The sequence below is a fragment of the Brevibacillus sp. JNUCC-41 genome, assembly GCF_014844095.1.
In the GTDB taxonomy this organism is placed as follows: domain Bacteria; phylum Bacillota; class Bacilli; order Bacillales; family DSM-1321; genus Peribacillus; species Peribacillus aracenensis.
On record NZ_CP062163.1, the window covers coordinates 4,289,925 to 4,304,327 of the forward strand.

A 14,403-nucleotide genomic window follows, 5' to 3' on the forward strand; every position below is an offset into this window, starting at 1 on the left:
GGGAAGGTTTTATGCCTAGTGCCCTTTAGTTGATTGATTGGCTATTTTAAAAAGGCTCATTGAATGTTCTAGGCAGACTCGTCACTTCATGTGCAACCCTGATGCCGGATTGAACGGCTCCTTCAATCCATGCTGGAACTGTTGATGTATGCTCACCGGCAAAATGGACCCTTCCTTCAGGTGTTGGGATATATGGAAACAAGTCCGTTTCCTGACCAGGTTTAAACATGGAGAAAGCACCGTATGAATACTGATTCATTGTCCAGCTATAAGAGGCCCCTGATAAAAAATGATCGTATACTTGTTTTCCATGGACCTGAGCCAAATTTTTCAATGCGTGTTGTATACGGTCTTTCTCAGGAAGTATATCCCACAAAGTGGCATCATCTTCCCATGTATAACTTGCTAAGATGAGACCGGATTCACTTTGATTGCTCGTTTGCCTGGGGTAATAAGAAAATCTAATGGGTAAATCGGTGGTCAATTTACCACCGAAGATTCCTTCTTTTTCCCAAAACCTATGTGTAAACTGAAGTCCGATTTTCGTGGACGCAGCATAATGGAGCTCCCTTATTGCCTTCCACTTATTATGGGAAAAGGAGTTCCGGGGTTCAATATCTATAAATTGCAACAATTGAAGTGGGATAGTCACGATGGCAAGGTCACCGGTAACTGTTAAGGGGTTTTGGCTTTGAGTATGTTTAGAGTGGATGGTTACTTGATTATCATGTTGGATGATCTTTGTCACTTCATATCTGAAGTTGAGATTATCCTTCAGTTCCGGTACAAAAGCATAAGGAAGCCGATCGTTTCCCCCTTCGATTGCAAAAAATTCTATGTCTGGATTTAAGAGTGGCATAATCTCCCGAAGTATGGCAGTAAAAGAAAGTTCCGGGAATCCTTCTAATCCCATTAAGACTTTGATGCTTTCAATCGCCCCTGTTGAAAGACTCATACCTACTGGATTGTACTGCAAAAAGAAGCTCATGGAGTATTTATCAAACTCTTTTATGACTATTTCCCAATTTCTACGTGGGTTTTGAATGATGAAGTCAGTCACAGGCTTAATTGCCATGTTGAGTAATTCTTCAGCTGTTTTACCTCTTTCATGGGGAGCTACAGGGTACCTGAGTATATCCGGGTTCCGTTGATATATGGCAGCGGTTGTCTTGATTCCGTTGGCATAAATTGGATCATTAGGAGTCGCATTAACAAAAGTGTTGACTCGTAAACCATACTTCTTGATGTATTCAACAACTAAGTAATGATAATTCGGAATGCGCATGGCACCGGCTTCAAGGTAGGAACCTTCTGAAAATGGTTCACGTATGGTCAAGACACGTCCTCCGACCCTCCCGGTTGCTTCCAATATCGTAACCTCATGCCCTGCTTGTTTTAAAAGGGATGCTGCAACCAATCCAGACATGCCGGCACCAATGATAATGATTTTTTTGGGGATCTGGGAAGGCCCCAGGCCATTTCTGATAACAGCAAGCATTTGATCGGGTGATAGCGGATCTTTGAAAAAGGACAAAGTGTTGTTCTCCTCTCTTGTTACACTTCCTATATGGGATTTATGCTATCTTATTCCTATTGGGTTACCAATTATGAAGAATCTTCAATAATTTGTCATGCTTGATTATTGCTATCATATTCCTCTAGGTTTATCCTTTATGTGGAATACTCAATTATTAGATAATTTAAAGGGGCAGAAGATGAAAATGTTGATATATTGTTAATAAATGATGCCATTTTTTCGGAAGCTAACTATCTAAAGACTACGTATGATCGAGACGAATTTAATTTAGAAAGTTATAGAAGAAGTGTTCAGCTTTTCTGAACAATAACGAAGAATCTATTCGCAACCTTATTTCGAAAAAAACAGAGGTTTTTATTATAGTATTCCGTATCAATCGATAGAAACATAGAGCGAAGTTATATTGCTTTTGCCCTTAAAGGATCATTTTAAACGTTTGTACATAGGAGTTAATCTGGGGGTTGTTAGTATCAAAACACAAAATATCATTATTCAAAAGCTTATGGAAGATTATAATGTAACTGGATTAAGCATTGCAGCAATTGATGGTGGTAACATAAGAAGTACAGAATGCTTCGGTTTCCTTGAAGCGGAAACAGATAAAAGTGTGGAAAGTAATTCTATTTTTAGTGCCTGTTCAATCAGTAAATTTTTAACCTCAATTCTAGTGATGAAATTGACGGAACAAAGTATTCTTGATTTAGATGAAAATGTAAATGAAAAACTTTTATCGTGGAAGGTTCCTCATAATGAACTAAATAAAAATAAGAAAGTTACCTTAAGAAATTTACTGAGTCACCAATCTGGTGTTATTGACCCCGCAGGAAGTTTTATTGATCTCAATTCGAGGATGGATAACCCCACAATGGTCGAGATATTAGAAGGAAGAACACCCTATTGTAAAGCTCCTATTGAAATTAAGTATGAACCTGGGAGCACCTTTCAATATTCAGACGCAGGTTTTTGCATTATACAGCTTTTGATAGAAGACGTTACTGGAAAACCTTTTAAGGAAGTAATGAATGAACATATTTTTCACCCATTATATGGAAAATAGCATATTTGAACTTCCAACATCAGAAGCAACCAAAAAATATTTCTCTTGCGGTCACAACAAAAGTGGAGAATTAGTAAATGGAAAATATCCAATTTATCCATATCCAGCAGCTTCTGGGTTATGGACAACGCCTACAGATTTAGCTCTTTTGGTCATTGAATTAATGAATGCTTTAAATGGTGAGAGTAAGCTTAAGCTTTCAGTATGTAAAGCAATTGAAGTTATAAATCCCCAAGGTTGTAAGGAGTGGACTGGGCTAGGAGTTTTCCTAAATAAAAACGAAAAGGGAATTGAAATTTCATCTCTTGGTTGGGGTGTTGGTTTTCAATGTATGATGGTGGCTTATCCTTATTTAGAAACGGGAGTAGTCATAATGATAAATACCGATCTAGGTGTTCATCAATTAAAAGGTATTATTGGTGAAGTCTACAATGCTTATCCTTTTTAAATATTTGCTATTCAGCAAACGATGGCTTTAATGGAATAACCGGATCACTTGCATTATCACGCTTAGAGTAAAAATGCTCTGAGCGTTTTTTAGTACACCGAAGCACCAAAGCTGGTTAACTTCTGAACGTCTCAACAGGATGATAATTAGATTTTTGGCAAGCTGAAATAAGCATTTGTTCAACTCGTTTATCAAATGCCATATTCTTTCCTATTTCTTGCCAGCGAAACCGGTAAAGGTAATTATCAAGATCTTGGGTAAAATAACACCCTCAATCATAAACCTCATATATTCCACCCTTTTTCTGGGGTATTTAGAGCCTGGAAATGAGTATTAGTCATATCATTGAAGGATTTACTGCAATCCCTACATAAATAGCGTTGCCTTAAACGATATTTCCCATTACGTTTTACAGATGTACTTCCAAATGATAAGCAAGCTGCGGATTCTCGGAACACTAGGCTACGTACGCCATAGTGTTTTAAGGATAAAAAGCTCAAAATTGTATCATAATATAACCATATACTAAAAGTTTACATAGGTGATGATTTCAGCTCCCATGTTTTAGGAGGACGGGTTTATAGAAGCAAAATATTGCAGAGAATCAAGGGTGATAAGAACGAGTCGTATATTTCCAAATGATGTGAACAATCATAATACATTATTTGGCGGCAGATTAATGAGTGATGTCGATCAAGTTGCATCGATTTCGGCAGCACGTCATAGTCGAAGTGAATGTGTAACTGCTTCAACAGATTCCGTTGACTTTTTACATCCCATTCGTACAACAGATTCAGTGTGTTTTATATCTTATGTGGCATGGACCGGCACATCTTCAATGGAGGTTTTTGTGAAAATTATTGCTGAAGATTTAAAAAGCAGTGTTCGTAGAATTGCAGCGACTGCTCTATTAACATTTGTTGCACTTGATGAGCATAAACGTCCAACACGCGTTCCAAAAGTTATTCCGGAGACAGAAGAAGAAAAAAAATTACATGAAACGGCATTAGATCGGGCAAGTATGCGGCAACAAAGAAAACAAAAAAGCAAAGATGTGGCTATGTTTTTAAGCGTAGATTATCCTTAACTTTCATATAGTGACTTAAAGTGGCAATCCTCAACAATATCGATCAAGTTGAACACTCCCGCAAAGACACACATAGACTACTATATTGTAGTGTATATGTGTCTTTTTTATTGAAGGAATTATAAAAATGAATACATAGTTCTTTAGAGGAGCAATCCTCAAAAGTGTTATCGATGGTGTTTTTACGGTGATCCGTTCGTTGCGCGGAACCATAAATTAATAGGCAGTTCTGGCAAGCCAAAAGGTTTGGACGGAGGTTTTTATGTGAAATCTATTATCTTTGCTGATGTGACGAACGAAATAACGATATAACAAAAAGAGATCTTTCGACCGGTCTGCATAATGTTTGTTTTTGACGGTGCCGAAGAAGCAATTTAGATTGCAAACGACAAACCGTATTGATTGGCAGCCTATGTACCAAGCGGGGAAATAAAGAAAGAACGTGCTGTATATTGTATTCGGGCCGGATAGGTGTATTGGTGGAGGCGGAGTAAACATCTTCGAAATGACGGCACCTAAGCAGGGGTAGGAAGCGATCAAACGGAGTAGACATATCCCAATAATAACCTCGATAGAATATTTAAATAGAACAATCAACAAAAACATCATCAAGTAAAATACTGTCTTTCTGCAAAACCATGAAAATTTAGTTTGTGGAATATTATTAAATATTTTCCTTTACAGAGGAGATACTACCAAGAGACAAAGGTTGGAAAGGAAGACAGTATGGATCATATACAAATGGCCCGTGCGATGTTCGGGACGAATATGGCTGTACATATCATATTTGCAACGATCGGCGTCGGGTTGCCAATGATGATGTTGGCAGCGGAATTGATGTATCAAAGGACAAAGGATTTACAATATGTTGTCATGGCTAAACGCTGGACCAAAACATTAGGGGTTTTGCTAGGGGTCGGGATTCCGACTGGTACGATCGCGGGTGTGCAACTGTCACTATTATGGCCTGGGTTTATGGAGGTGATTGGACGTGTCATGGCGCTTCCATTCCAAATCGAGATTTATGCATTCATGGTTGAAGCGCTATTCATGTCAATCTACGTGTATGCTGCTGAAAAAATTAAGCCATGGGCCCGTATCGTAAGTTTATTCTTTGTTGCATTCGGCGCAATGGCTTCGGCGGTTTTGATTTCTAATGTCCATGCTTTTGAAGGGACACCGGCTGGGTTCCGGTTTGAAAATGGGGAAATTGTCGATGTCGATCCTTGGGCGGCATTTTTCAACCCAAGTTTCTTGGTGACGGCAGGTCATACGGCCCTGACTGCTTATACGACAGGTGCTTTTGTCGTAGCGGCAGTGGCAGCCTATAAGATGCTAAAAAATAAATATGGCACTGCTGAATTTAATTTTCACCAAAAAGCACTGAGGCTCAGTATTGTATTGGGTTTGGTTTTTTCCTTTTTGACGGCATTGAACGGTCATGCGACTACACAGCATTTATATAGGGAACAGCCGGAGAAACTGGCGGCGGCTGAAGGGTTGTTTGAAACAAAGGACCATGCCGGGCTTACCTTGTTCGGTTATACCGATAGGGAAGCCCAGGAAGTGAAGTATGGGATTGAATTCCCATGGTTATTAAGCTTTCTATCCGGAAATAGCTTCGATACGGTCGTGACCGGCTTGAACGATTTTCCTGAAGAGTATTGGCCGCCGCTTTATGTCCATATCTTATTCAACGCCATGGTCATCATCGGTTCCGGTTTAATCGCCTTAGCACTGTTTGCATTGGTATGGAATAAATGGCTGAAAAAGGAGACTTATCCGAAATGGGTTCTCTGGCTGTTTGTTGCTGCAGGTCCGCTTTCGGTGATTTCGATTGAATGCGGTTGGATTTTTGCCTGTACAGGCAGACAGCCATGGACGATATACAGGATGCTGACTACGGAGGATTCGGTCACTTCGTACGAAAACCTTGGATTTTTATTCACGATGTTCATTATTGTATATATCATTTTATGCGTTTCTGTCGTATTTACACTTTTGTATTATTTCAAACGTCATTCCGTTATGGATGATATTTATAAGGCAGAACAAAAAGATGTAAGGCATTTTGATTCGAATTCATAAAGGGGGGAAGGCGGTTGAGTGATGCTCTTCTTGCAATAACATTGGTCTGGGGCTTTATTTTTCTTTATGCCATCATGGCCTCTATGGACTTTGGCGCTGGCTTCTGGGCGATGACTTACATTAAAAAGGAAGAAACGAATGCTACGAAGATTGCAAATAGCTATTTATCGCCGACTTGGGAAGTGACCAATACATTTGTTGTTGGTCTTGTCATTGCGATTTACAGTTTATTTCCAGGTGCGGTTTTCCCGATTGGAGTAGCCTTGATTGTTCCTGCGAGCCTGATATTGGTCCTGCTATGTATTAGGAGCGCTTTCTTGGTTTTTTCGCATAGCGTAGACAAATATGAAAAAGCGTTAACATATATCTCAGGATTGACGGGATTAATCATACCCGGGCTATTAATCAGTGTATTGCCCATCACCCACCTTGGATTTGTCGAAGGCGTAAGAGGAAATGAAGAATTGAATCTATCTAAACTTTTCACGAGTCCGAATGAGTATGCATTTGTGGGGTTTGGAATCATGAGCACGCTTTTTTTATCATCTTTGCTACTGTCTGATTACTCAAAACAGGCTGATGAAATGAAAGCATACAAAATATATCGCAGGGATGCGATGATAACGGGACCGCTTATGTTAGTCATGGCTCTGTTGGTTATGCTCACGTTAAAAAACGAAGCGAATTGGATCTACCAAGGAATGATGAAAAACTCGGCATTGTTATTCGTCTCGCTAGTTTTTTTCATCATTAGCGGGATAGCACTGTACTTACCCCATTTTTCTAAGCAGGAGGTTAAAGGAATGCCTCGCGTCGCTGTAATAGCGATTATCATTCAGTATTTAATCGGCAGTTATGTTTATGGAATTGCACATTTACCTTATATCATATATCCAAATGTCACGATTCTCTCAGGATTTACCGATCCAACATCTTTCAGGGCTGTTTTTGCCACATATATCGTGGGCTTTGCGATATTAGTGCCAGGGTTCTATTATTTCTGGTCCATCTTCATGAAAGATCAGCGGCGAAAGTTCAAACGGCGGCAAATGTCAAATTAGTTCATCTTGGAAAAGAGAGGTTTTCACTATGAAAAAGTTAGATCTGCTAAAATATGCGGTTTTAGTCATCTCACTCTTTTTGAGCTATCAAGCGGTTGAAGCGCATGATAAAAATTTTCAGGTCGATGGCACTTATATTTCAACAAAAAGAGATGTAACAGGTGACCAGAAAATAGACATCATCCAGGTTCAGGGGTTGCCCTATGAGGAAGGAAGCAAGTTTCTGAAGAAAATCGAGTTAAGTGTGGAAAGCAATCGCCGTACAATCAGCGTCCCGCTTAAAGCTGGATATAATCCAGATCTCAAGGTTGCCGACTTGAATAATGATGGGGTCCAGGATGTATTGATCACGGTTTTGATGGAAGGTAGAGAGCGGTTGATAACCAGTTACGCCTATACGTTCAAGGATGGAAAAGTGAAGGAACTGGAAATCCCTCCATCCGTTCCTGTAATGGCCCAATTTCTTGACGGATACAAAGCGGAAGTCATTATTGAAGGTCGAAAGCCTGTGGTGATAGATGTCAGTTCCAGAAAACAAGCTTATGATGAAATGGGCATTTATCTAAATGGAAAACTAAATGAACCGACAGAGCTTTTGGTTGATCCATATTCTTCATTGGACTTAAAGAACGTTTTTGGAAAAGGGAAAGCGCTTGTGGGAGTCCAAAATGTAAAAGGGTTCGATGAACGTGATTCGATAATGGAAATCAAATCAGTATGGAAGTACAACAATGGATGGCAGCTTATAAAAGCCCAAGTTAAACCGGTCAAGGGAAAAAATAAATAGTGAATGGCAATAAGGGTTAGTGTCGAATGAGTCATATTCAAGCATAAAGTAGGTTGACAGCTCTCGGTGTTGAGGGCTGTTTTTTGTTTGTAATTAAAAATTGACAATTTTTAAATATTTGGTAAAATCTAAATAAATCCAGTTTTTACATAATAAATCTCTTTATTCTGGATGAAATGTAAGCGGATACAAGGGAGGTGCAGTCTTACGGAGTTAAAAGAAAAAATAATTGAAACATCGTTGGCGCTCTTCGATCAGCATGGTTTTCATGGTGTCTCCGTCAACGAAATCGTTAAGGCATGCGGAACTAGCAAGGGGGGATTTTATCACCATTTCTCTTCCAAAGATGAACTCCTATTTGTCATTCATGATTACTTTATTTCATATGTTTTAATAAAAGCACAGGAAGCCATTTCAGAAAGTACCCATCCAACAGAAAAAATGCAAAAGATCATTCAATCATTCGTTAAAGTTTTTGACCTCTATAAACCACACATCTCAGTTTTCTATCAAGAAAGCATTTACTTAAAACCACCTTATGTTGAAGCAATCAAAAAAAAGCGTCAAATGTATAAAGAAATCATTTTTTCCGTCATCAAAGAAGGAATTGACAAGGGAGTGTTCCGCAGCGAATTGCCAGTGGAAATTACCGGAATGTCAATTCTTGGAATGGTGAACTGGTCCTACAAATGGTACAAAAGGGACGGTGGAAAAACGATTGATGAAATCGGTGATATTTACGTAGATTTAATCCTGAATGCCCTATTGACAGAGAAACAAAAAGATGCGGAAATCACCCAGCCATTTCTACTGAAGAACAAAGTTGTTGTGGATTAAACAATTAACTTGATTTGTACAGACCAACTAGTCGGTCTCAATTGAAAGGGGAATGAACATATGGATTTTTCACTTACAAAAGAACAGCAGATGATTAAGGAAATGGTTAAGGAATTTGCCGAAAAGGAAATTAAACCCATAGCGATAGAGTTGGATGCTAAGTCCATGTTTGCGGAGGATGTTTTCAAAAAAATGGGGAAACTCGGGTTGCTTGGAATTCCATTTCCTGAAGAATATGGCGGTTCGGGCGGAGATACGATTTCATATGCCATTGCAGTTGAAGAGGTTGGCAAGGCGTGCGGGGGAACCGGCTTAAGTTATGCTGCAGCCGTTTCGCTCGGAGCAAGCCCAATTTACTATTTTGGAACCGAAGAACAGAAGCAAAAATATCTGGTTCCAATCACGACCGGTGAAACTCTGGCAGCTTTCGGGTTGACAGAACCCAATGCGGGTTCCGATGCTGGCGGTACGAGAACCACTGCCGTGTTGGAAGGTGATGAATATGTGATCAATGGTGAGAAAACCTGGATTACAAATGCCAGCTATTCAAGAACCGTAACCGTCACTGCTGTATCGGGCAAAGATTCAAAGGGCAAGAATATCATCTCGGCATTCATCGTGCCAACCGATACCCAAGGGCTTACGATCAATAGCAATTATGAAAAAATGGGAGTTAGGGCTTCCAATACTTGTGAAATCATTCTGGATAATGTCCGGGTACCAAAGGAAAATATATTGGGAGATCCAGACAAAGGGTTCAAACAATTCTTATTCACACTGGATGGAGGAAGGATTTCCATTGCAGCTTTGGCCGTCGGTATCGCTCAGGCTGCCTTCGATAAAGCTTTAGCTTTTTCAAAAGAGCGCATTCAATTCGGTAAATCGATATCAAATTTCCAGGCCATTCAATTCAAGCTGGCAGACATGGCGATGGAAATTGAATTGGCGAGGAATATGGTATATAAGGCTGCATGGTTAAAAGACAATAAAAAACCCTTTGCGAAGGAAGCGGCATACGCCAAGCTTTTTGCAAGTGAAACCGCTTTCCGGTCCAGCAATCAAGCGATTCAAATACATGGCGGATCTGGTTACATGCGCGAATATGAAGTGGAGCGCTATTTAAGAGATGCTAAGTTATTGGAGATTGGTGAAGGCACATCCGAAATTCAAAGACTTGTTATCGCCAGACAATTAGGCTGTTAATCTTTATGGAACGTAAAATGAACGATGATGCTTTGGTTCATTTTGGTGAAAAGCAGATGTTATCTATACAGCAAAACGCGTCCATTCTTACTTTTATTTGATTAGGAGGAGTTTGATGTCTGATTTGCTAGATGTTACTATCGGGAAATTGCTTGAAAGGACAGCTGAACAATATGGTGATAATGAAGCGGTTGTGTACCATGAACTGGGCCTCCGCCATTCCTATCGCGAATTTGAAAAGATTTGCCGAAAGGCGGCCAGGGGGTTCATGTCACTCGATATAAAAAAAGGGGAACATATCGCCATTTGGGCGTCCAATAAACCGGAATGGCTGATATCCCAATTTTCCACCGCGAAAATGGGCGGGGTGCTGGTTACGGTCAACACTAATTACCGCACAAGTGAACTGGAATACTTGCTTAAGCAATCCGATGCGACGACGATCATCCTGATGGAACAATATAAGGATCATTCATATATAGATACGCTGTACGAAATCGTACCTGAATTGAAAAATGCAGAACCAGGAAAATTACAATCTGAGAAACTGCCAAAATTGAAAAATATCATCGTTTTAGGTGAAGCGCGTTATCCCGGAACGTTTTCTTGGGATGATGTCATTAGCGGAAGCGAATCCATTTCGGAAGAGACACTTGACATGAGGATGGAGGAATTGGCTCCAGATGATGTGATTAATATGCAATATACATCAGGGACGACAGGATTTCCAAAAGGAGTGATGCTGACGCATTCAAACTTGGTCAACAACGGATTGAATGTCGCGGAATGCATGAAACTTACCGAAGTTGACCGGCTTTGCATCCCAGTTCCGTTTTTTCATTGTTTCGGCTGTTCCCTTGGTACGATGGCCTCGGTTTCTGTCGGGGCAACAATGGTGCCAATCGTGGAATTTAATCCACGAGTAGTCCTTCAGACCGTTGAAGCCGAAAAATGTACGGGACTTCATGGTGTTCCGACGATGTTCATCGCTCAACTTAATCTCGATGACTTTGACAAGTATGATTTACGTTCATTGCGGACTGGAATCATGGCAGGCTCCACATGTCCGATTGAAGTCATGAAAAGCGTGGTGAATAAGATGGGAATTTCGGAAATCACGATTACTTATGGTCAAACGGAATCGTCTCCAGGAATTACGATGACAAGAACGGACGATCCGATCGAACTTCGTGTTTCCTCAGTGGGAAGAGCTTTGCCGAAAGTAGAAGTGAAAATTGTCGATCCAGTTACCGGGGAAGAAGTCCAGCGGGGCAAACAAGGGGAACTCTGTTCGAGGGGATACCATGTAATGAAGGGATATTATAATAACCCGGAGGCCACTGAGCAGGCGATTGACCAGGAAGGCTGGCTTCATACGGGAGATTTGGCAGTGATGGATGAAAGGGGTTATTGCAAGATTACCGGCCGGCTGAAAGATATGATCATTCGCGGAGGGGAAAATATTTATCCCCGGGAGATCGAAGAATTCCTCTATCAACATCCTGCAATTGTCGATGTCCAGGTACTCGGCGTTCCAGACCAGAAGTATGGGGAAGAGGTAGCGGCATGGATCATTCTGAAAGCAGGAGAAACCCTTACGGAGAAAGAATTGGTAGAGTATTGCAAAGGGAAAATATCTTTTCATAAAATTCCCCGTTACATTCAATTTACCGATGCTTATCCCATGACTGCATCCGGGAAAATCCAAAAGTATAAGCTTCGGCAACAAACTCTTGATCTACTATCGGAACGCACTAAATAAGGAGGGGATCGAATGATTCGAAAAATTCTTATCGCAAACAGGGGAGAAATAGCATCACGCATTATTCGTACATGCAGGAAGATGGGAATACTTACTGTCGCCGTCCATTCGGAAGCAGATGCGGATTCGCCATTTGTGGGATTGGCGGATGAGGCACATTTATTGGGTGGCCCGAGAGTACAGGAAAGCTATTTAAACGTCAATAAGATTTTGGAAATAGCTAAGAAAACGGGAGTGGAAGCCATTCATCCTGGATACGGATTTCTTAGTGAAAATGCAGATTTCGCACGTTCATGCGAAGAAGCCGGCTTGATATTCATTGGCCCAAAACCAGAAATCATCCAGCAGATGGGCAATAAAGTCGAGGCACGGAAAAAGATGGAACAAGCGGGACTCCCATTGGTTCCTGGATTTTCACGTCCGTTAATTGATAGTGCAGAAGCGGCAGCCGTTGCCGAAAAGATTGGCTATCCAGTCATGTTAAAAGCAGCAGCAGGCGGCGGGGGAATCGGCATGCAGGCCGTTGCTAATGAAGATGAACTGACCAAGGCCTTCGAGGGGAATCAAAAACGTGCCCAATTGTTTTTTGGCAATGGAGATATGTTCATAGAAAAATTGATAGAGAAGCCTCGGCATATCGAAATTCAGGTATTGGCGGATTCCTTCGGGAATGCTGTTTACTTATGGGAAAGGGAATGCTCCGTTCAAAGGCGCCACCAGAAGGTCGTGGAAGAGGCTCCCTCTTCTTTCCTTGACGAAGAAACAAGAAACAGGATGGGAGCGGCTGCTGTGAAAGCGGTAAAATCCATCGGTTATAGCAATGCGGGCACCCTCGAATTTTTAGTTGATGGTGATAAAAAATTTTATTTCCTGGAAATGAATACACGTCTTCAGGTTGAGCATCCTGTCACCGAAGAAATTACGGGGCTGGATTTAGTCGAACAGCAAATTAAAATTGCATCGGGCAACAAATTGGAATTCACTCAAAGTGAGATTAAACAGGATGGACACTCCATTGAAGTGCGCATATACGCTGAAGACCCGAAAACGTTTTATCCAGCACCGGGGAGAATCACCGACATGGAACTTCCGGAAGGGGAAGGGATCCGTCATGAATTGGCGGTACATGGAACTTCCGTCGTATCCCATTTTTATGATCCGATGATCGCCAAATTGGTAGTGAGCGGCGATTCAAGGGATAAAGCGATCAAGAGATTAAGAGAAGCACTGGCAAACTATAAAATAGAAGGAATAAAAACAAACCTTCCTTTGCTTATGGAAATAATTTCTCATGAAGCTTTTTCCCAAGGAGATACGACCACGGATTTCATTGCGAAATATATTAAAAAATTGACTGTATAACGCATATTTTAAAACATAATGATCAGGAGGAATGTAAAATGGCAGAATTAAAGGCAAGCATGGCAGGAAGCGTTTGGAAAATCGTAGCGAATGAGGGGCAAAGTGTAACAGACGGACAGGACATCATTATCTTGGAATCGATGAAAATGGAAATCCCGATTGCAGCCGAAGAAGCTGGCACCATCAAAGAACTTAAAGTGAATGAGGGGGATTTCGTAAATGAGGGCGACATTTTGGCCGTCATTGAATAAAAGGACGGAGGGGTAAGATGAATTGGCCTGAAAAAGTGACAATTAAGGAAGTGGGTCCGCGTGACGGGCTGCAAAATGAAAAGGTCATGATACCTGCACAAGGCAAAATGGATTGGATCGATCAGCTCTCTGATACGGGATTATCTTATATAGAAGTGACTTCTTTTGTCCATCCAAAGTGGATCCCCCAATTGAGTGATGCCGCCCTTGTGACTAAGGGAATAAAGCGCAATCCCGGTGTCACTTATGCGGCCCTTGTACCCAATCAAAGGGGATTGGAGTCGGCTCTTGAAGCTAATATCGATGAAATTTCCGTGTTCATGTCATCCAGTGAAACGCATAATCTTAAAAATATTAATAAATCGATCTCCGACACCTTTCCAATAATGAAGGATGTCATCGGGACAGCAGCAAACAGCGGAAAAACGGTCAGGGGCTATATTTCAACCGTTTTCGGCTGTCCTTATGAAGGGGAGGTTTCGACGGAACAGGTTTTCCGTGTTTGTGATCAACTGTTTGAGTATGGAATCGATGAGGTTTCATTGGGTGATACCATTGGGGTCGCATCTCCAAGACAAGTTGCCTTGTTCCTTGAACAGGCAGTAAAAAGATATGATATAAGCCGAATTGCCCTCCATTTTCATGATACAAGGGGGATGGCACTCGCAAATGTTCTTGAATCACTGAATTATGGTGTTGACACTTTCGACTCCTCGCTCGGAGGTTTAGGAGGTTGTCCGTATGCACCAGGTGCGAGCGGTAATGTGGCAACAGATGACCTGATCCATATGCTACATAAAATGGGGATTCAAACGGGAATCAATCCAGAAAAACTAATGAAGGCTGCGGCCATGATGCAAAGCTTTTTGGAAAAACCATTGCCTAGCCATCAGATGGCTGTTTATAACGCACAATAAGAGAAA

11 protein-coding genes and 2 pseudogenes are annotated in these 14,403 nt (G+C 41.1%); 11 read left to right on the forward strand and 2 right to left on the reverse strand.

Annotated elements, in window-relative coordinates; genetic code table 11:
- Positions 1-46: 46 nt before the first annotated feature.
- The gene (locus tag JNUCC41_RS20835; RefSeq protein ID WP_192208261.1) at positions 47-1,498 is read right to left on the reverse strand and encodes a flavin monoamine oxidase family protein; all 1,452 of its coding nucleotides are present in this window, start codon (positions 1,496-1,498) and stop codon (positions 47-49) included.
- Between the two features lie 541 nt (positions 1,499-2,039).
- Between JNUCC41_RS20835 and JNUCC41_RS20840 the strand changes: the two are divergent.
- Positions 2,040-3,042, forward strand: a pseudogene (locus JNUCC41_RS20840) (serine hydrolase domain-containing protein).
- A 249-nt stretch (positions 3,043-3,291) separates the two neighbouring features.
- Here the strand turns inward: JNUCC41_RS20840 and JNUCC41_RS26860 are convergent.
- Positions 3,292-3,482 (reverse strand): annotated as a pseudogene (locus JNUCC41_RS26860) (transposase); the annotation flags it as partial.
- Positions 3,483-3,622: 140 nt separating this feature from the next.
- Between JNUCC41_RS26860 and JNUCC41_RS20845 the strand changes: the two are divergent.
- The 10 genes from JNUCC41_RS20845 (at position 3,623) to JNUCC41_RS20890 (ending at position 14,397) form a co-directional block, all read left to right on the forward strand.
- The gene (locus JNUCC41_RS20845; protein ID WP_192208262.1) at positions 3,623-4,129 is read left to right on the forward strand and encodes an acyl-CoA thioesterase; all 507 of its coding nucleotides are present in this window, start codon (positions 3,623-3,625) and stop codon (positions 4,127-4,129) included.
- 726 nt (positions 4,130-4,855) lie between these two features.
- A complete protein-coding gene (locus JNUCC41_RS20850; protein ID WP_192204648.1) occupies positions 4,856-6,217 on the forward strand; it encodes a cytochrome ubiquinol oxidase subunit I in 1,362 nt (453 codons plus the stop codon).
- 14 nt (positions 6,218-6,231) lie between these two features.
- On the forward strand, positions 6,232-7,278 hold the full coding sequence (locus tag JNUCC41_RS20855) for a cytochrome d ubiquinol oxidase subunit II (protein ID WP_192204650.1): 1,047 nt from the start codon (positions 6,232-6,234) through the stop codon (positions 7,276-7,278).
- 28 nt (positions 7,279-7,306) lie between these two features.
- Entirely contained in the window at positions 7,307-8,065 is a 759-nt protein-coding gene (locus JNUCC41_RS20860; RefSeq protein ID WP_192204651.1) for a hypothetical protein, read from the forward strand.
- A 171-nt stretch (positions 8,066-8,236) separates the two neighbouring features.
- The gene (locus JNUCC41_RS20865) at positions 8,237-8,902 is read left to right on the forward strand and encodes a TetR/AcrR family transcriptional regulator (protein ID WP_192204652.1); all 666 of its coding nucleotides are present in this window, start codon (positions 8,237-8,239) and stop codon (positions 8,900-8,902) included.
- Between the two features lie 60 nt (positions 8,903-8,962).
- On the forward strand, positions 8,963-10,105 hold the full coding sequence (locus JNUCC41_RS20870) for an acyl-CoA dehydrogenase (RefSeq protein WP_192204653.1): 1,143 nt from the start codon (positions 8,963-8,965) through the stop codon (positions 10,103-10,105).
- Positions 10,106-10,229: 124 nt separating this feature from the next.
- The gene (locus JNUCC41_RS20875) at positions 10,230-11,867 is read left to right on the forward strand and encodes an AMP-binding protein (RefSeq protein WP_192208263.1); all 1,638 of its coding nucleotides are present in this window, start codon (positions 10,230-10,232) and stop codon (positions 11,865-11,867) included.
- Between the two features lie 12 nt (positions 11,868-11,879).
- Positions 11,880-13,229, forward strand: coding sequence for an acetyl-CoA carboxylase biotin carboxylase subunit (locus JNUCC41_RS20880; protein ID WP_192204654.1), 1,350 nt, complete (start codon positions 11,880-11,882; stop codon positions 13,227-13,229).
- Between the two features lie 38 nt (positions 13,230-13,267).
- The gene (locus JNUCC41_RS20885) at positions 13,268-13,480 is read left to right on the forward strand and encodes an acetyl-CoA carboxylase biotin carboxyl carrier protein subunit (RefSeq protein ID WP_076371237.1); all 213 of its coding nucleotides are present in this window, start codon (positions 13,268-13,270) and stop codon (positions 13,478-13,480) included.
- 17 nt (positions 13,481-13,497) lie between these two features.
- Positions 13,498-14,397, forward strand: a complete 900-nt coding sequence (locus JNUCC41_RS20890) for a hydroxymethylglutaryl-CoA lyase (RefSeq protein WP_192204655.1) — start codon at positions 13,498-13,500, stop codon at positions 14,395-14,397.
- The last annotated feature ends 6 nt before the right edge of the window (positions 14,398-14,403 follow it).

Coding starts and splice junctions, on each gene's coding strand:
- JNUCC41_RS20880 (WP_192204654.1), top strand. CDS start 11,880: ATGATTCGAAAAATTCTTATCGCAAACAGGGGAGAAATAGCATCACGC.
- JNUCC41_RS20860 (WP_192204651.1), top strand. CDS start 7,307: ATGAAAAAGTTAGATCTGCTAAAATATGCGGTTTTAGTCATCTCACTC.
- JNUCC41_RS20885 (WP_076371237.1), top strand. CDS start 13,268: ATGGCAGAATTAAAGGCAAGCATGGCAGGAAGCGTTTGGAAAATCGTA.
- JNUCC41_RS20850 (WP_192204648.1), top strand. CDS start 4,856: ATGGATCATATACAAATGGCCCGTGCGATGTTCGGGACGAATATGGCT.
- JNUCC41_RS20835 (WP_192208261.1), bottom strand. CDS start 1,498: ATGCTTGCTGTTATCAGAAATGGCCTGGGGCCTTCCCAGATCCCCAAA.
- JNUCC41_RS20870 (WP_192204653.1), top strand. CDS start 8,963: ATGGATTTTTCACTTACAAAAGAACAGCAGATGATTAAGGAAATGGTT.
- JNUCC41_RS20890 (WP_192204655.1), top strand. CDS start 13,498: ATGAATTGGCCTGAAAAAGTGACAATTAAGGAAGTGGGTCCGCGTGAC.
- JNUCC41_RS20865 (WP_192204652.1), top strand. CDS start 8,237: ATGAAATGTAAGCGGATACAAGGGAGGTGCAGTCTTACGGAGTTAAAA.